Raw genomic sequence first — 16,294 nt, 5'->3', positions numbered from 1 at the left:
GTTAAATATTACTCTTTATGTAAATCTAAAATCAAGATCTTAGAGCGACGCTGATAATTGTAGAGCGCTTGTTTTTCAATGGGTAACTTATCAATTTCAGCAGGTTCAAATCCTTTCTCTTGAAACCAGTGAATACTTCTCGTTGTTAAAACAAATAGTTTCTCTAGTCCCAATTGCTTAGCATGAGTAGAAATACGTTGCAGTAATACTTCACCACGGCAAGAACTACGATAATCAGGATGTACGGCAACACAGGCCATTTCACCAATTTTTTCTGATTGATAAGGATAAAGCGCGGCACAGGCAATAGTCATATTATCGCGTTCAATAATAGTAAATTGGTCTATCTCTATTTCTAATTGTTCTCTTGAACGTCTGACTAAAATACCTTGTTGTTCTAATGGGCGAATAAGTTCGAGTATGCCACCAATATCATTGATATTGGCTCTGCGAACTTTTTCTGCGCTTTCCATCACAATTTGAGTCCCAATACCATCTCGAGAAAATAGCTCTTGAATAAGCGCACCATCAGATTGATAACTTAATAGATGACTGCGTTCTACCCCCCGACGACAGGCTTTAACAGCGCCTCGCAAGAATCTAACTGTACCTGAGTGGTAATCACCTTCTGTTTGTAGTTCTTGAATTTTGTCTTCTGCTTGATTAGGTAGTAATTCAGACACAATGTGACCATCTTCATCAACCACTCCCTGGAAAGAGCAAAAACCAATCATTTTTTGCGCTTTAAGTTTTATAGCAAGTTGTGTTGCCACTTCTTCTGATGTGAGATTAAAACTTTCACCTGTAACAGACACGGCTACAGGGCCAATTAATACAATGGCATTACTGTCTAATTGACGATGAATTGCTTCTTCATCAATACGGCGAATTTTTCCGCTGTGACAATAATCAACACCATCATCAACTCCTAAAGGTTGCGCGATGACAAAGTTGCCACTAACCACATTAATATGCGCGCCTTGTAATGGTGTATTACTTAAACTCATTGATAAACGTGCGGTAATATCGAGCTGTAATGTACCCGCAGCTTGTTTAACAATTTCTAAGGTTTTACTATCTGTAATACGGGTATATTTATGATAAATCGGAGAGACTTTTTGCACTTCAAGTGCCATATCAATTTGTGGTCTTGCGCCATAAACAACCACTAAACGGATACCTAAACTGTGTAGTAATCCAATATCGTTAATGATGGATGGGAAATTTTCATGTGCAATAGCTTCGCCACCCAACATAATGACAAATGTTTTGCCTCTATGTGCATTAATATACGGAACCGAGTGGCGGAATCCATCGACCAATTCGGTGCTACGCTCTTTCATAAAGCCCTCTCAAATGAATTTTTATTCGTATTTTATGTATTTTTATTCTTTTTGGTGAGAAATGGCAAGTAAAATCCTATCTTATTGTTTTGCATAAGGGCAGAATATTCGTGTAAAAGTGAGTAATTGTGCTGTTTTTAAGTGACAGTGAAGTGTGGATTGGGTAAAGTTTTTCGTTCTTAACTTTTTTTATCTCTTTTTAGAGTTTATTGACGTTAATCGTTTTTTTGGAATATTTTCATGAGTCATTCTGAGCACAATCAAACTCGTCGTCGTCTTATTAAAGGAATTGGCGCGTTATTATTGTTAAGTGTTAGCCCTGTTGGCTTGGCTGCGACAGCATCTATTGTGGCCGTCAGGGTCTGGCCTGCCTCGACTTATACTCGCGTGACTATAGAATCAAGTACACCACTTAAATATCGTCAGTTTGCATTATCAAACCCTGAACGTATTGTGGTGGATTTAGAAGGTATTCAACTTAATAGCGTACTAAAAGGGGTTGCTAATCAGGTGCAGACTAGCGATCCTTATTTGAAATTGATCCGTGTTGGTCAAAATACGCCCAAAACAGTGCGACTGGTATTTGAGGTAAAAACAGCAGTGCAGCCACAAATGTTTACTCTAAAGCCTGTTGCGGAATTTAAAAACCGTTTAGTGTTAGATTTCTACCCAAGTCACGGCTCAGACACTGAAGATGACCCACTCTTAGCACTGTTACGTGAATATAATGATGGCGATTTACAACAAGCGGTACCCGCACAAACAGATACACGTAAACCGGGTCGGGCGGGACGAGATAGGCCAATTATCATTATGATCGATCCTGGGCATGGCGGGGAAGATCCCGGTGCCGTTGGGAAATATAAAACGCGTGAAAAAGATGTGGTATTACAAATAGCACGTCGCTTAAGAACATTAATCGATAAAGACGCCAAAATGAAGGCGTATATGACACGTAATGAAGATGTGTTTATTCCATTAACAGTGCGTGTTGCTAAAGCACGAAAAATGCAAGCAGACCTGTTTGTCTCTATTCATGCAGATGCATTTACTAATCGTTCTGCCAGAGGCTCATCTGTTTTTGCGTTGTCAAAAACAGGTGCGACCAGTAATACGGCACGTTATCTTGCGCAAACTCAAAATGAGTCTGATTTAATTGGTGGTGTGAGCAAAAGTGGTGACCGTTATGTTGATCATGCCATGCTTGATCTTGTGCAAACAGCGACTATCAATGACAGTTTGAAATTTGGTAGTGAGGTGCTTAAATTGTTAGGAGGGATTAATAAACTGCATAAAAATAAAGTCGATCAGGCAGGATTCGCTGTATTAAAAGCGCCTGAAATCCCTTCTATTTTAGTAGAAACTGCCTTTATCAGTAATATCGAAGAAGAGAAAAAACTGAAAACGGCTAAATTCCAGCAACAAATTGCAGAATCTATTTTTAAAGGTATCAAAGCTTATTTTGCTAATGGTGGTGAGTTAACCTTAGCTGATCGTAGCTAGTGTTTTCCTCTTATCTTTTATATTCCAGTAGAAAGTAAACATTGCTTTCTATTGGGGTTTCTTATTACTTTTCAATAAAATAACCTTATTTAACATCATGACTTTATTACAAAAAAGATAACTAATAGAATAAATATATGGACAGAGTAGGGAATAAAATTGAATTAATTTAGGAAGAGGGTAAAAAATGAGAGAGATATCTTGAAAGAAAATTGGTTGCGGGAGCTGGATTTGAACCAACGACCTTCGGGTTATGAGCCCGACGAGCTACCATGCTGCTCCATCCCGCGACTGAATTGTTATTTATAGAATTGGTTGCGGGAGCTGGATTTGAACCAACGACCTTCGGGTTATGAGCCCGACGAGCTACCATGCTGCTCCATCCCGCGACTGATACTATAACTGACTACTTTGTGAATTGGTTGCGGGGGCCAGATTTGAACTGACGACCTTCGGGTTATGAGCCCGACGAGCTACCAAGCTGCTCCACCCCGCGTCTCCACAGAGGGGCACTATACTCAGGATCTGGTGAGTTGCAAGTTTTTTATGAAATTTTTATCGTTTTCTTTTAAAAACGGTCAGAAATAATACATGGAGATGCAATTTTAGGCAGTTATACTTGTCATGCTTCGAGTTATAGTACAATTCTGTGAGTTGAGTCATATATAGTTTATCTATGCACTTTACCTTTTTTCATTTGTTATCTACCTGTATCTCGAATTATTTAGAGCATATATTTAATGTTTAAAAGTCGTATTGGTTAGTTGATAATAGAAGACATTAGCAATGGGGGACATTCATATCTTTATTGATTTGGCTTTGGTATCTTTCTCATTCAAAATCAACTCTCAAATTTAATCATTAAGCGAGTAAAAAATGGTTACTTGGCGAAAATCGTTAATTTTAGGTATGTTAGCGCTTGCCTTAACAGGATGTCACCGTCCCACAGAGCAAGGTCAGCAATATAAAGATGGAAAGCTTAAACAGGACTTGATCGAAGTCAGCTCGCCAAATACACAAGGTACACCGATTAATGGCCCAGATTATCTGCAACAAATTAATCAGATAAGTCAAACATCATCTCGCTTGTATAATAGCCATCAAGAGACTTATCAAGCTGTTGAAAACTGGTTACGTTCAGGGGCAGATACTCGCCAATTACGCCAATTTAATCTTTCTGCATTTCAAATGGAAGGTGTTGATAATTACGGTAACGTTCAATTTACTGGCTATTATACGCCAGTTCTTGAAGCTCGTTTAACACGACAAGGCGAATTCCAATACCCTCTTTATAAAATGCCCGCGAATAGCCGTTCTAAGCTTCCTTCACGCGCAGCTATCTATAATGGCGCATTAAGCCAATCTTTGATTGCTGCTTACAGTAATTCCATTATGGATAACTTTATGATGGAAGTTCAAGGGAGTGGCTATGTTGATTTTGGTGATGGAAAACCGCTTACGTTCTTTGGTTATGCAGGAAAAAATGGGCATGCTTATCGAAGCATTGGTAAAGTGCTTATCGATAATGGTGAAGTAGAAAGAAAAGATATGTCGATGCTTGCTATCAGGGAATGGGCTGATAAACATAGCGATGCTGAAGTAAGAAAATTGTTAGAAGAAAATCCTTCATTTGTCTTTTTTAAACCCGAACCTTTTACACCAGTAAGAGGTGCTAGTGCTATTCCATTGGTTGCACTTGCATCTGTTGCTTCTGATAGAAGTATTATTCCAGCGGGAACTGTATTATTGGCTGAAATTCCTGTACTTGATAATACTGGTAAGTTTACCGGTGAATATCAGATGCGTTTGATGGTAGCATTAGATGTGGGCGGTGCAATCAAAGGACATCATTTCGATATTTATCATGGAATTGGCAAAGATGCAGGTCATATGGCTGGTTTTTATAATCATTATGGCCGTGTTTGGGTATTAAAAAAATCACAACTTAACTTACTAAATCCTGCGTCATAAAACGATTTACTATTCATCGAGTTATTATTAACGGTAAAATCACGTAAACGACATGGCTATTGATATTAATAGCCATGATACCTTTTGTTATTTAGGTTGTTATCGCATTATGCAAAATTCATTATCAGATTCATATTTACAACGCTTTTCTGGAATAGGACGACTTTATGGGCAAAAAGCGTTGTTTTATTTTGCTCAGGCTCATATTTGTGTCGTGGGTATAGGTGGGGTAGGCAGTTGGGCTGCAGAAGCACTAGCACGTAGTGGTATTGGTGCTATCACCTTAATTGATATGGATGATGTTTGTGTAACTAATACGAATCGGCAAATACATGCATTAAAAGAAAATGTGGGGCAGCCTAAATGCGATGTTATGAAACAGCGTATTTTGGAAATAAATCCAGAATGTAATGTCACTAGTATTGATGATTTTGTCACGGTTGATAATGTCGATGAGATGATGAATAACAATTTTGATTATGTGGTTGATGCGATTGATAGTGTTAGGCCCAAAGCGGCGTTATTAGCTTATTGTCGTCGTTATAAAATTCCTGTGATCACAACAGGAGGGGCTGGAGGCCAAACTGATCCAACCCAAATTCAGGTCGTTGATTTAGCAAAAACAATTCAAGATCCTTTAGCTGCTAAACTAAGAGAGCGCTTGAAATCTGATTTTAATGTTGTAAAAAATAGCAAAGGTAAGCTAGGAATAGATTGTGTTTTCTCAACTGAACAACTGGTTTACCCGCAGGGAGATGGGACGGTTTGTGCAGCGAAAAGCACTGCTGATGGCGTAAAACGAATGGATTGTTCCGCAGGATTTGGGGCTGTAACGATGGTAACGGCTTCTTTTGGTTTTATCGCGGTGTCTCATGCGTTGAAGAAGATGTTGGCTAAGGCACAACGAGAAGGTCGACTATAATACTCGTCATACTTCAAGTTGCAGCGTTGTTGACTATGCTCATTCGCACTAGTCACATACTGATGTATGCTCCTAGTGACTCATTCACTTATCGCCTGGCTGCACCTCGTATTATTTATAGTATATATTTGTATTATATATTGAGATTTTGAGCCTAAGTTAAGGCTAAGATTGAGAAGTGAGTGATTTTAACCGCGCGATAATTGCATTCACTCCATCAGTGCGGGATTGGCTAATTTGATTAGCCAATCCTAATTGATCAAAAATCGCTAATATATCGATATCAGCTATTTCCTGTGCCGTTTTATTTTCAACTATTGTTAAAATAATAGTAAGTAAGCCTTTTACAATCCGTCCATCACTATCACCATAAACGTGATATTTGCCCTCATTGTTTAATTCAACCCCAAGCCACACTCTATTTTCACAACCCTGGATCTCTTTTTCTGTTGTTTTTAATGTATCTGGTAATGCAGGTAGTTTTCGTGAAAGTTGAATTAATTGACGATATTTATCTTCCCATGCTTTTGATTTTTGAAAATCCTTAAGCAAGGTCTCTAAAGTAATTTCATGGCCAAAAGGGTGTTGAGTAGTGAGGTGATGTGTGTTGTTCATTATCATTATTCGTCTTTTAAGAGTGTTAGCGCAAATTTAACGGCATTAATAAAAGCATCAATATCAGAATATTGATTATAAGGCATAAAAGAAATGCGTAAACAGCCTGAAATATTTAATGAATCAATAAGAGGTTGCGCGCAGTGCTGTCCTGTACGTAATGCAATACCTTTCTCTGCGATTAATGTTGCTAAATCACTATGATGAATGCCTAAAAAATTAAAAGAGATGATGGATGAATTTGGCGCGCGATAGCTGATAAACCCATCTAACTCACTTAGACGTTTTTCAGCTTCATCAGCAAGCTCTAATGTGTATTGGTTAGCCTGATACATATCTTGTGTTTCTAACCATGTTAATGTGGCGGAGAAAGCAATAACACCTGCAACATTAGGTGTTCCAGCTTCAAAACGCTGAGGGATAGGAGCTGGGGTAAAACCATCAAATGTTGCGTTCGTTAGCATCTTTCCGCCACCATGCCAAGGTGCCATATTCTCTAAATGTTTTCGTTTGCCATAACAAATACCTAATCCATTAGGACCATAAAGTTTATGGGCAGAAAAGACATAGAAATCGATATCAAGTGCTGTGACATCTGTTGGATAATGTGCAATACCTTGTGCACCATCGACAATGAGTAAGCAATTATCATATTGATGAACGCATTGAGACACTTTGTCTAATGCGATTTGAGCACCTGTCACATTCGACATTTGGCTAATAGCGACAATTCGTGTTCGTTTGTTGATTAAAGCATTTAAGCTGTCAATTGAAGGTAAAAAATCATCTTCTATTACCCAAGGGATCACCCGTGCACCTGTTTGTTCTGCCAGTATCAACCAAGGGATAAGGTTTGCATGATGTTCTTGCTCACTAACAATAATTTCATCACCTGGTTGTAAACGAGGACGAAAATAACCTTGAGCAATAAAATTGAGTGATTCTGTTGTGCCTTTTGTCCAAATAATTGTATCTCTATCGGCACTGTTGATTAATTTAGCAATTTGTTGACGCGTCGCCTCATACTGTTGTGTGGTTTCTTTAGCATGCTGGTATTGGCTACGATGAACCGTTGCAAAATTATGGCGATAAAAGGCATCGGAGACTTCTATCATGGCGAGGGGCTTTAGTGCCGTGGCTGCGCTATCAAGATAAATCGTATCTGCTTCGAGAGCGGGAAATTGTTGTCGAAATAATTTAGGGGAAAATACGTTCATAATTATGCTGTATTAGTAGATGAATAACGTTTCGTGATTTGTAGTAAAAATAGGGCGTATGGATTATACGGTTAATTATATTTATTTATAATGAAAAACTAGGAACATCCGTTTGTAACATGATAGTGCGTCCATCATAGCACGATAAAGATGGCGAAAGTTCACTCAATAAAAAGTCACAGATAGTAGATTTAACACGTGTTTTTTTCTTTAATTTAATTATCTTAAAGAGAATATGATGTGTTTTTTAGAACAATGACAATAAATTTCTTGTAAAGAAAAGATAAAAACATCAAAAGTGGGTGTATAGCAGATGAAAAGTTAGATAAAAATAGGGAATAAAAAAAGCACCGCCTTGGCGGTGCACTATAAAATCACTATGGACAGACAGGGTAAATGTACAGGAAGTGAAAAAAAACAGTAGCATCAGCTACTAAGTCTGGAATTTCCAGACAACTTGCAAACACAACATCACAACCACAAAGCCAAAAGTCTTGCAGTATTACTACTACACAACTTTTCGTTCCGGCTTAGGAAGTGCGCTTACTATAGGTATTTACTGGCTAATCATCAAGGGACAAATTATAATGCTTCGCATAAAAAAAACTAATGATGAAAGTTAGGGTCTACTAATAGCCAAAATAGGGGTTTAAGAACCGAATATGTCTAAACGTTTACCACCATTAAATGCGCTTAGGGTTTTTGATTCAGCTGCACGTCATTTAAGTTTTACTAAAGCGGCTGAAGAATTATTTGTGACACAAGCGGCGGTGAGCCATCAAATTAAAACACTAGAAGAATTTCTTGGGCTAAAATTATTTAGAAGACGCAATCGCTCACTTTTGCTAACAGAAGAAGGACAGAGCTATTATCTTGATATAAAGGAAATTTTTTCATCAATTAACGAAGCAACTCGCAAATTATTAGCGAGAAGCGCGAAAGGTGCACTAACAGTTAGTCTTTCTCCGAGTTTTGCGATCCAATGGTTAGTGCCAAGGTTGTCTGGATTTAATCAAGCTTATCCAGGGATTGATGTACGAATTCAGGCTGTCGATAGAGAAGAAGATAAACTTGCTGATGACGTTGATGTGGCTATTTTTTATGGTCGAGGGAACTGGACTGGGTTACGCACAGACCGCCTTTATGCAGAATATTTAATTCCTGTTTGTGCGCCATCTTTACTTACAGGCGAAAAACCACTAAAAACCCCCTCCGATCTGATTTATCATACACTACTACATGATACATCTCGTCGAGATTGGCAAGCTTATGTTCGCCAATTAGAGATACAAAATCAGATCAATGTGCAGCAAGGCCCCATTTTTAGCCATAGCTCAATGGTGATCCAGGCCGCTGTACATGGGCAAGGGGTTGCATTAGTTAATAATGTTATGGCACGTAGTGAAATAGAATCTGGTCGGCTCGTGAGACCTTTTCCAGATGTCCTTGTCAGTAAAAATGCATTTTATTTAGTTTGCCAAGATAGTCAGGCTGAGTTGGGTAAAATTGCGGCTTTTCGCCAATGGATTTTATCACAAGCAGCAAACGAACAAGAAAAGCTGGGTTTACTAGCGTCATCTTAATATTATGATTGGCAAAATATCTTCTAAATTAGGAAGGAATAAATAGTGAATAGTCGTACATTGCTTATGTTTTCCGCGATTAGTGGCTTTTTTTATGTCGCTTTTGGTGCATTTGCAACGCATAAGCTAGCACCTCATTTATCGCCACAACATTGGGAATACATTCAGTTAGCGATGCGCTACCAGATTGTACATACCTTGATACTTGTCGGGATCGCGACAATATTAATGCGAAAAACCATTTTATGGTTTTATTGGGCTGGTATTTTCTTTAGTGTTGGTATTTTACTTTTCAGTGGTAGCCTTTATTGTATGGCGCTAACACAAGTTAGATTATTATCTTATTTTACGCCAATTGGTGGATTTAGTTTTCTTATTGGTTGGACTTTAATTTTTATTGGCGCTTTGCGTCTAAGGGCACCGGCGTCTCGCCATGAATAAAGTTGCATTATATTGTCGCCAAGGTTTTGAAAAAGAGTGCGCGGCTGAGATTACGGATAAAGCAGGTCAAATCGGTGTTTATGGCTTTCCTCGTGTTAAAGAGGGAAGTGGTTATGTGATTTTTGAATGCTACCAAGAAGGTGACGCAGACAAGATTGCGCGTGAAGTTAATTTCCGTGAATTAATTTTTGCTCGTCAGATGTTTGTGACAGGTGAGTTACTTAAAGATTTACCTCCAGAAGATAGAATTACACCTATTGTTGGAATGCTAAAAGGTGTTGTTGAAAAAGCGGGTGAACTTCGAGTTGAAGTTGCAGATACGAATGAAAGCAAGGAATTATTAAAATTCTGCCGTAAATTTACGGTACCATTACGTAATCATTTACGTAATGAAAAAATTTTACTGAAAGTGGAGAATTATAGCCGTCCTATTATTCATGTATTTTTCATTGCACCAGGGTGTTGTTATGTTGGCTATTCTTATAGCTTCAATAATTCTGCATTCTATATGGGTATTCCTCGATTAAAATTTCCATCCGATGCACCAAGTCGCTCTACGTTGAAACTTGAAGAAGCGTTTCATATTTTCATTCCGTACGAAGAATGGGAAGAGCGCTTAGCCAGTGGAATGAAAGCGGTTGATTTAGGTGCTTGCCCTGGTGGTTGGACTTATCAATTAGTGAAACGTAGCATGATGGTACATGCGGTCGATAATGGCCCAATGGCACAATCTTTAATGGATACAGGGCAAGTTCGTCATCACCAAGTTGATGGGTTTAAATTCGAGCCAACCTCTAAAAATATCACATGGCTTGTTTGTGATATGGTTGAAAAACCAGCAAAAGTTGCAGCTTTAATGACAACATGGGTTGCTAATGAGTGGTGTCGTGAAGCGATTTTTAACCTGAAATTACCAATGAAAAAGCGTTATGAAGAAGTTTCTCATATTCTTGAAAAAATAAAGACAGAGTTAGCCGAAAAAGGCATTAATGCTAAAATCCAAGCAAAACATCTTTATCATGATAGAGAAGAAATAACGGTTCATATCCAAAATATTTGGGCTGCGTATCGCCCAGATCGCGAATTCTAAGAAGTATGGTAAACACTCATCAATGCATTATTGATGACAATAAAAAGGCTAAGCTTCTATTTATAGGCTTAGCTTTTTTACTTTATATAATGATACTAAATTATCAGCAGGTTGGAGCTGAATTATTTAGATTATAGTTGTTTAAACGTAATTGTTGTAAATTACCGTTTAATTGGATATCAGTGCGTAATGTTGTGATTTTCCGACTAATAAATGCAGACTCTTTGTGAGTAATCAGCTTGTTTCGCCATTTTGTAGGGACGTTATCAATGTGCTGATACAGTGATTCTAAATCAGGATAAATTTGTAAGAGTTCTGCAGCGCTTTTAGGGCCAATACCTGGAACACCTGTAATTTTACTGCTACTTACACCTGTTAATCCCCAATAATCAGTAAGTTGAGATGGTTCGACACCAAACTCGGCCCTAATAAATTCTAAATCTAACCAACGTCGTTGAAAATAATCTCGAATACGAATAGAGGGAGAAAGTAACTGACAGTATCCTTTATCAGTTGAAATAATAGTGACACGAAAACCTGCATTTGCTACTTTTGTGGCTAATGTTGCGGCAACGTCATCTGCTTCATCTCCACCAGAATGCCAGCTTTGTATTCCTAAATTGAGTAACATTGCTTTAATTACTGGCAATTGTTGTCGCAATTCATCAGGCATTGGTGTGCGACCTGCTTTATAATCAGGAAGGAGTTGGTGTCGCCAACTCCCTTCTCGGTCATCTTCATCAAAGACAGCAACAGCATGAGTAGGGTGTGTATGTCCGAGTAGCTGATTGACACTTTGTTCACACACCGTCGGGCAGGAAGAACCTGATGCCGCATGAATGCGACGGATCAGGTTTAAAGCATCAATAATCAGCAAATGTATCATCATAAATTAACTGATTATTTCGTAACATGGTTGGTAAGCAGTACCACCAGGAAGTTTCATACGATGTTGCTCAACAAAGCCGGCTAATAAAATATCCATACGACGCATAATCTCGCTGTCGCCATGAATTTTATAAGGGCCATGAGCTTCAATCGCTTTCATTCCCACTTCTTTTACGTTACCCGCAACAATACCTGAAAATGCACGACGTAAGTCTGCTGCTAATTTTTCAGGAGACTGATTGGTGCTTAGGTTAAGGGATGCCATATTTTCATGGGTAGGTTCAAAAGGATGCTGTAAGTCAGCATTGATTTTCATTGACCAGTTAAAGCTATAGGCATCACCTGTGCTACGACGATTATCTTTCACCAATGGCATATATTTTTTCATAATACGAGCCACTTCTGGCGCATCATCAATAATGATTTGGTAATGGCGTCGTGCTTCGTCACCCAATGTATTTGCAATAAAATCGTCTAGTACATTGAAGTAATCAGCACTCTCTTTCGGACCAGTTAAAATCAGTGGTAATACTTGATCTTGGTTTTCTGGCGACATAAGAATACCAAGTAGGTACAGCAATTCTTCTGCTGTTCCCACACCTCCCGGAAAAATAATAATACCGTGTCCAATACGAACGAAAGATTCTAGACGTTTTTCAATGTCTGGCATGATAATGAGTTCGTTAACTAATGGATTGGGTGGCTCTGCCGCAATGATAGATGGTTCTGTCATGCCAATAAAACGGCTATTTTTATAACGTTGTTGAGCATGACCAACCGCGGCACCTTTCATTGGCGCTTCCATCGCACCCGGGCCACAACCTGTACAAATATTAAGTTCTCGTAGCCCTAATTCGTTACCCACTTTTCGGCCATAAAGATACTCAGTTTCATTGATAGAGTGGCCTCCCCAGCACACAATCATATTAGGATCTTCATCAATATGAAGGGCTCTTGCATTACGTAAAATGGAGAATATGGTGTTAGTGATGTGAGAGCTATTTTCTAAATTAAGGTGGAGGTCACGTTTGGCTGTAGTGATCTGTCCATGAACAAACAAAATGTCACGAAGTACAGCGAATAAGTTAGCTTGTAGTGAACGAATAATTTTTCCGTCAACAAAGGCGTCTTCAGGAGGATTGACTAACTCTAATTTCACGCCACGTTCACGGCGCAGTACGTTAATATCAAAATCTTGGTATTTAGATAACAGTTCTTTACTACTATCAGTAAGGCTACCAGAGTTGAGGACAGCAAGAGAACAATTGCGAAACAGCTGGTAAAGATCACTGCTTGCGGTTCTTTTAAGCATATCAACTTCTAGCTGTGAAAGCAGATCCATGGAACCTAATGGGCTGACATGAGTTATCACGTAGGACTCCTTTTTCTCCTGAAATAACAAACTGAAGTGCAATTGATCTTGGTATAACACAGATCATATTAACATACAGGCATTATTCCTATTATTGTCTGGCTAATCGACTGATTTTTGGAACAAACTCACAATTACTACGCCAAGGATTGATATCTAATCCCCCCCTTCGTGTATATCTTGCGTAAACAGTTAATGTTTCTGGCGTACAAAATTGCATGATATCGTGGAAAATTCGCTCAACACATTGTTCATGAAATTCATTATGTTGCCTAAATGAGACTAAATAACGTAGCAATTTTTCACGATCAATTTTTTTACCTTTATATTGGATAGCGACAGATCCCCAATCGGGTTGATGGGTAATAAGGCAGTTTGATTTTAACAGATGACTGACCAGCGTTTCTTCAACCCGTGTATCGGTTGTCGATCCGTTTAACCATTGTGCATCAAACTGATAATTATCAATTTCAATATCTTGTTCATCAATACACTCTCCAGCAAAATCAACAATAGGCTGTGATGTAAAATGCGAAAGTGGATAGATAGTTAGATTCACTTTACCTTTAGCACAAGAGGTTAAATCTTTAAGTAAGGTTTTTTCAACGATATCCCAGTTTTCAAAGCGAGTTTGATTAAAGCTGTTGAGGTACAGTTTAAAGCTTTTAGATTCAATGAGATTTTCAGTGGTTGCATCTAATTCAACATGGCCAATCGCGACTTGCGGTAGTCCTTTGCTATTAAGCCATGAGAGCTCATACATAGTCCAAATGTCGCCACCATGAAAAGGTAAATTTTCAGCAGTTAAAGAGAGTGAATCTCGATTTAGGCTACGTGGTACACCCTGCAATAATTTAGCATCATATTGCGTATGATATTGAGTCTCTTTGCCTAAAGATAATGTTTCAAGAGATTTATCACCTTGATATAAAGACATAACTTACATCCTAACTTTAACTGAGAATAAAAGAAGGCTAATTATACTATTGAAACATCAATAGTATACGAATGCTTTATTTTTGATACTCTGAATTAGTAACATAATCAGGTAACATAAGGGCTAATTTTTATTTAATAATAAAGTTAATAACCATGATTGAAAACATCTCCTCTGAATTAAAAGCTTTCACGCAAAAATATGTTGACTTGTGGCAAGAAAAATCAGGTTTACCTCCTGCGAGTGAAGAGCTCTATGGTGTTCCTTCAGTTTGCATATCAAGAACGGGTGATGAAGTCGTTTATTGGTTACCTCAACCTTTTGTAGGAACGGACAAACTGGAAAAAGTTGAAAAAGCGATGGGGATTATCATTCGCCCTGAATTGCATAATTACTTTACTACTCAGTATGCGGGGGATATGCAAGTTCGCTTTAGAAATACTCATCTAAGTTTGATCCAAGTCTGGAGTGAAGAAGATTTTATTCGCCTACAAGAAAATATTATTGGGCATTTAGTGACGCAAAAGAGACTGAAATTAACGCCAACTTTATTTATTGGCACAACGGATTCAGAAAATGAGATCATTTCTGTCTGTAATGTTTCTGGTGAAGTTATTCTTGAAACGTTTGGCCAAAAGAAAAGAGAAGTTCTAGCTGAAAACTTATCTGTTTTTTTATCAGAATTAGCCGTGGTGTATAGTGACTGATGTAGTCTTTAAACTATTTTCTGTGTGAGATATATCTTACAAAAAAGAGTCTGTTTTTTTAGTAAATAGGCTCTTGTATAAGAGTAAATTTAATTTATTTAAGTAGAGCAATAACTTATTAACCTATTGTTTTTGCTTATGGTTATATCTATTTAATTACATTTATTTTGTGGGTTGTTTAACTAATCAATTATTGGCATTCTACGTCCACCAACGAAGGGACTGTTTGGTGACCGATATAATGTAAAGTAATCAAGGGCACAGGAAATAGGATATTTCCATTAATGTGGATACAGACTTAATCACAGGGATAGATAAAACGGTCTTGCTTGGATGCATGTGTTGTACAGACAGTTATTTTTCTTGTCTAAAAGGAGTTTCGGCTCCTTTTATTTTTTTATTTGTTTTCTGCTATTCCATCCCAATGTTATCCTTATTCGTAGGTTTTATATAAGGAATATATGATGACACCAGAACAACGCATTTTAGCGAAATTACTCTTAATCGAAGAAGAGATGAAGAACATTGAGCTATGGCAATTAGGGTCACCAACTGAACAGGCATTTGAAAGCATTGAACCTTTTTGTATTGACACAATGAGTGCACACGAATGGTTACAGTGGGTATTAATTCCACGATTGTCATCAATGATTGAAAACAATATGCCATTACCTCATGCATTCTCAATCGCTCCTTATTACGAAGAAGCATTTAAAGATGATGAAAGTCGCGACTTTACTGATTTACTCAACCATTTGCGTGAACTTGACGCAATGTTTAAATCATAAGGCCGATCATGCTAGATATTATTTATCAAGATGAATATCTTGTTGCGGTGAATAAACCGGCAGGTTGGCTTGTTCACCGTAGTTGGCTTGATAGGCATGAAACTGTGTTTGTTATGCAAACACTAAGAGACCAAATAGGGCAACATGTTTTTCCTGTACACCGCTTAGATAGACCTACATCAGGGGTTTTATTAATGGCGCTCTCCTCTGATGTTGCAAGAGCCCTTTCCCAATCTTTTGAACAACATAAAACAGAAAAAATTTACCATGCTGTAGTAAGAGGGTATGTTGAAGAAGCATTAGTAATTGATAGCCCTTTAGTGGAAGAGTTAGATAAAATTGCTGATAAATTTGCAACTCAGCCACCACAAATTCAAGCGTGTGTAACACATTGTCAGCCATTAGCAACCGTTGAAAAAGAGGTTGCTATTGGGCGTTATCCTACATCTCGATTTAGCTTATTAGAATTGCGTCCTGAAACAGGTCGTAAACACCAATTACGCCGCCATATGTCTCATATTCGTCATCCTATTATTGGTGATACTGCTCATGGTGATTTACGTCAAAATCGCGGTGTGGTAAATCATTTTCAATCTCATCGCTTGATGTTACATGCAAGCCATCTAAACTTAATTCATCCAATAACATTACAACCGCTTAGTTTAACGGCTAAGTGGGATCTACCTTGGCAACACCTTATTAATCAGTTTGATTGGCGTGGATTAAGACCTGAATTAGAGCAGTATGGTGACGATTTAGCTCATCATTTTTAATTCCTTTCTTATTTGAATATTGCTTTCAATATGTGACTATCAAGGCTTTTTTACTTAAGTCTTGATGGTTTGCGCAAATTCATAGTTTCTATTAACTATTTGTAAAATATATAATTCTACAAATTGATCTGATCACATGTATTG

Annotated in this window: 15 protein-coding genes and 3 tRNA genes; 9 read left to right on the top strand and 9 right to left on the bottom strand. The window is 38.0% G+C overall.

Annotated features, from left to right (window positions below; translation table 11 throughout):
* Positions 1 to 8: 8 nt before the first annotated feature.
* On the bottom strand, positions 9 to 1,343 hold the full coding sequence (gene argA, locus GWI97_RS00630; protein WP_036934080.1) for an amino-acid N-acetyltransferase: 1,335 nt from the start codon (positions 1,341 to 1,343) through the stop codon (positions 9 to 11).
* A 240-nt stretch (positions 1,344 to 1,583) separates the two neighbouring features.
* On the opposite strand from argA, the gene amiC reads away from it, so the two are divergent.
* Positions 1,584 to 2,846 (top strand): N-acetylmuramoyl-L-alanine amidase AmiC, encoded by a 1,263-nt coding sequence (gene amiC / locus GWI97_RS00625; RefSeq protein WP_087803508.1) that lies wholly within the window; start codon positions 1,584 to 1,586, stop codon positions 2,844 to 2,846.
* A 213-nt stretch (positions 2,847 to 3,059) separates the two neighbouring features.
* On the opposite strand, the gene GWI97_RS00620 is transcribed toward amiC, so the two are convergent.
* From GWI97_RS00620 to GWI97_RS00610, 3 genes are all read right to left on the bottom strand, one after another.
* Positions 3,060 to 3,136 (bottom strand) — tRNA-Met (locus GWI97_RS00620).
* 22 nt (positions 3,137 to 3,158) lie between these two features.
* A tRNA-Met gene (locus tag GWI97_RS00615) sits at positions 3,159 to 3,235 on the bottom strand.
* Positions 3,236 to 3,265: 30 nt separating this feature from the next.
* Positions 3,266 to 3,342 (bottom strand) — tRNA-Met (locus GWI97_RS00610).
* A 380-nt stretch (positions 3,343 to 3,722) separates the two neighbouring features.
* On the opposite strand from GWI97_RS00610, the gene mltA reads away from it, so the two are divergent.
* Together mltA and tcdA are read left to right on the top strand one after the other, a co-directional pair.
* Positions 3,723 to 4,817: a murein transglycosylase A gene (gene mltA, locus GWI97_RS00605; RefSeq protein ID WP_036934074.1), complete on the top strand. Its 1,095-nt coding sequence runs from the start codon at positions 3,723 to 3,725 to the stop codon at positions 4,815 to 4,817.
* Between the two features lie 109 nt (positions 4,818 to 4,926).
* Positions 4,927 to 5,739, top strand: coding sequence for a tRNA cyclic N6-threonylcarbamoyladenosine(37) synthase TcdA (gene tcdA / locus GWI97_RS00600; RefSeq protein WP_036938775.1), 813 nt, complete (start codon positions 4,927 to 4,929; stop codon positions 5,737 to 5,739).
* A gap of 165 nt (positions 5,740 to 5,904) precedes the next feature.
* On the opposite strand, the gene csdE is transcribed toward tcdA, so the two are convergent.
* Both csdE and csdA read right to left on the bottom strand, forming a co-directional pair.
* Positions 5,905 to 6,354 (bottom strand): cysteine desulfurase sulfur acceptor subunit CsdE, encoded by a 450-nt coding sequence (gene csdE, locus GWI97_RS00595; protein WP_103005148.1) that lies wholly within the window; start codon positions 6,352 to 6,354, stop codon positions 5,905 to 5,907.
* A gap of 5 nt (positions 6,355 to 6,359) precedes the next feature.
* Positions 6,360 to 7,571 (bottom strand): cysteine desulfurase CsdA, encoded by a 1,212-nt coding sequence (csdA, locus tag GWI97_RS00590; protein WP_161751802.1) that lies wholly within the window; start codon positions 7,569 to 7,571, stop codon positions 6,360 to 6,362.
* Between the two features lie 662 nt (positions 7,572 to 8,233).
* On the opposite strand from csdA, the gene GWI97_RS00585 reads away from it, so the two are divergent.
* Genes GWI97_RS00585 through rlmM form a run of 3 tightly spaced genes read left to right on the top strand, consistent with a single transcriptional unit; the run spans position 8,234 to position 10,685 of the window.
* Positions 8,234 to 9,154: a transcriptional regulator GcvA gene (locus GWI97_RS00585; RefSeq protein WP_036934070.1), complete on the top strand. Its 921-nt coding sequence runs from the start codon at positions 8,234 to 8,236 to the stop codon at positions 9,152 to 9,154.
* Positions 9,155 to 9,199: 45 nt separating this feature from the next.
* Positions 9,200 to 9,595: a DUF423 domain-containing protein gene (locus tag GWI97_RS00580; RefSeq protein ID WP_087803510.1), complete on the top strand. Its 396-nt coding sequence runs from the start codon at positions 9,200 to 9,202 to the stop codon at positions 9,593 to 9,595.
* Positions 9,588 to 10,685, top strand: a complete 1,098-nt coding sequence (gene rlmM, locus GWI97_RS00575; protein WP_087803512.1) for a 23S rRNA (cytidine(2498)-2'-O)-methyltransferase RlmM — start codon at positions 9,588 to 9,590, stop codon at positions 10,683 to 10,685. The genes GWI97_RS00580 and rlmM overlap by 8 nt, the downstream gene beginning before the upstream one ends.
* Positions 10,686 to 10,788: 103 nt before the next feature.
* Here the strand turns inward: rlmM and xni are convergent, their stop codons facing one another.
* The 3 genes from xni to queF form a co-directional block, all read right to left on the bottom strand.
* Positions 10,789 to 11,571, bottom strand: a complete 783-nt coding sequence (gene xni / locus GWI97_RS00570) for a flap endonuclease Xni (RefSeq protein ID WP_087803539.1) — start codon at positions 11,569 to 11,571, stop codon at positions 10,789 to 10,791.
* Positions 11,572 to 11,577: 6 nt separating this feature from the next.
* Entirely contained in the window at positions 11,578 to 12,945 is a 1,368-nt protein-coding gene (gene ppnN / locus GWI97_RS00565; protein WP_036934064.1) for a nucleotide 5'-monophosphate nucleosidase PpnN, read from the bottom strand.
* A 91-nt stretch (positions 12,946 to 13,036) separates the two neighbouring features.
* Positions 13,037 to 13,882, bottom strand: coding sequence for an NADPH-dependent 7-cyano-7-deazaguanine reductase QueF (queF, locus tag GWI97_RS00560; RefSeq protein ID WP_036934062.1), 846 nt, complete (start codon positions 13,880 to 13,882; stop codon positions 13,037 to 13,039).
* Positions 13,883 to 14,037: 155 nt separating this feature from the next.
* Here queF and syd point away from each other — a divergent pair, with 155 nt between their 5' ends.
* From syd to truC, 3 genes are all read left to right on the top strand, one after another.
* Positions 14,038 to 14,589 (top strand): SecY-interacting protein, encoded by a 552-nt coding sequence (gene syd, locus GWI97_RS00555; RefSeq protein ID WP_036934060.1) that lies wholly within the window; start codon positions 14,038 to 14,040, stop codon positions 14,587 to 14,589.
* A 464-nt stretch (positions 14,590 to 15,053) separates the two neighbouring features.
* Entirely contained in the window at positions 15,054 to 15,377 is a 324-nt protein-coding gene (locus GWI97_RS00550; RefSeq protein WP_036934058.1) for a YqcC family protein, read from the top strand.
* 8 nt (positions 15,378 to 15,385) lie between these two features.
* Entirely contained in the window at positions 15,386 to 16,150 is a 765-nt protein-coding gene (gene truC, locus GWI97_RS00545) for a tRNA pseudouridine(65) synthase TruC (RefSeq protein WP_087803514.1), read from the top strand.
* The last annotated feature ends 144 nt before the right edge of the window (positions 16,151 to 16,294 follow it).

This window comes from Proteus sp. G2300 (genome assembly GCF_009915965.1).
Taxonomy (GTDB): domain Bacteria; phylum Pseudomonadota; class Gammaproteobacteria; order Enterobacterales; family Enterobacteriaceae; genus Proteus; species Proteus vulgaris.
This window is presented reverse-complemented; position numbering and strand designations above follow the sequence as displayed.

What these genes read in the sequence shown, in the direction of transcription:
- queF (WP_036934062.1), bottom strand. Translation starts at nt 13,882, where the DNA reads ATGTCTTTATATCAAGGTGATAAATCTCTTGAAACATTATCTTTAGGC.
- GWI97_RS00550 (WP_036934058.1), top strand. Translation starts at nt 15,054, where the DNA reads ATGACACCAGAACAACGCATTTTAGCGAAATTACTCTTAATCGAAGAA.
- csdE (WP_103005148.1), bottom strand. Translation starts at nt 6,354, where the DNA reads ATGAACAACACACATCACCTCACTACTCAACACCCTTTTGGCCATGAA.
- tcdA (WP_036938775.1), top strand. Translation starts at nt 4,927, where the DNA reads ATGCAAAATTCATTATCAGATTCATATTTACAACGCTTTTCTGGAATA.
- amiC (WP_087803508.1), top strand. Translation starts at nt 1,584, where the DNA reads ATGAGTCATTCTGAGCACAATCAAACTCGTCGTCGTCTTATTAAAGGA.
- GWI97_RS00585 (WP_036934070.1), top strand. Translation starts at nt 8,234, where the DNA reads ATGTCTAAACGTTTACCACCATTAAATGCGCTTAGGGTTTTTGATTCA.
- syd (WP_036934060.1), top strand. Translation starts at nt 14,038, where the DNA reads ATGATTGAAAACATCTCCTCTGAATTAAAAGCTTTCACGCAAAAATAT.
- truC (WP_087803514.1), top strand. Translation starts at nt 15,386, where the DNA reads ATGCTAGATATTATTTATCAAGATGAATATCTTGTTGCGGTGAATAAA.
- xni (WP_087803539.1), bottom strand. Translation starts at nt 11,571, where the DNA reads ATGATACATTTGCTGATTATTGATGCTTTAAACCTGATCCGTCGCATT.
- argA (WP_036934080.1), bottom strand. Translation starts at nt 1,343, where the DNA reads ATGAAAGAGCGTAGCACCGAATTGGTCGATGGATTCCGCCACTCGGTT.
- rlmM (WP_087803512.1), top strand. Translation starts at nt 9,588, where the DNA reads ATGAATAAAGTTGCATTATATTGTCGCCAAGGTTTTGAAAAAGAGTGC.
- csdA (WP_161751802.1), bottom strand. Translation starts at nt 7,571, where the DNA reads ATGAACGTATTTTCCCCTAAATTATTTCGACAACAATTTCCCGCTCTC.
- mltA (WP_036934074.1), top strand. Translation starts at nt 3,723, where the DNA reads ATGGTTACTTGGCGAAAATCGTTAATTTTAGGTATGTTAGCGCTTGCC.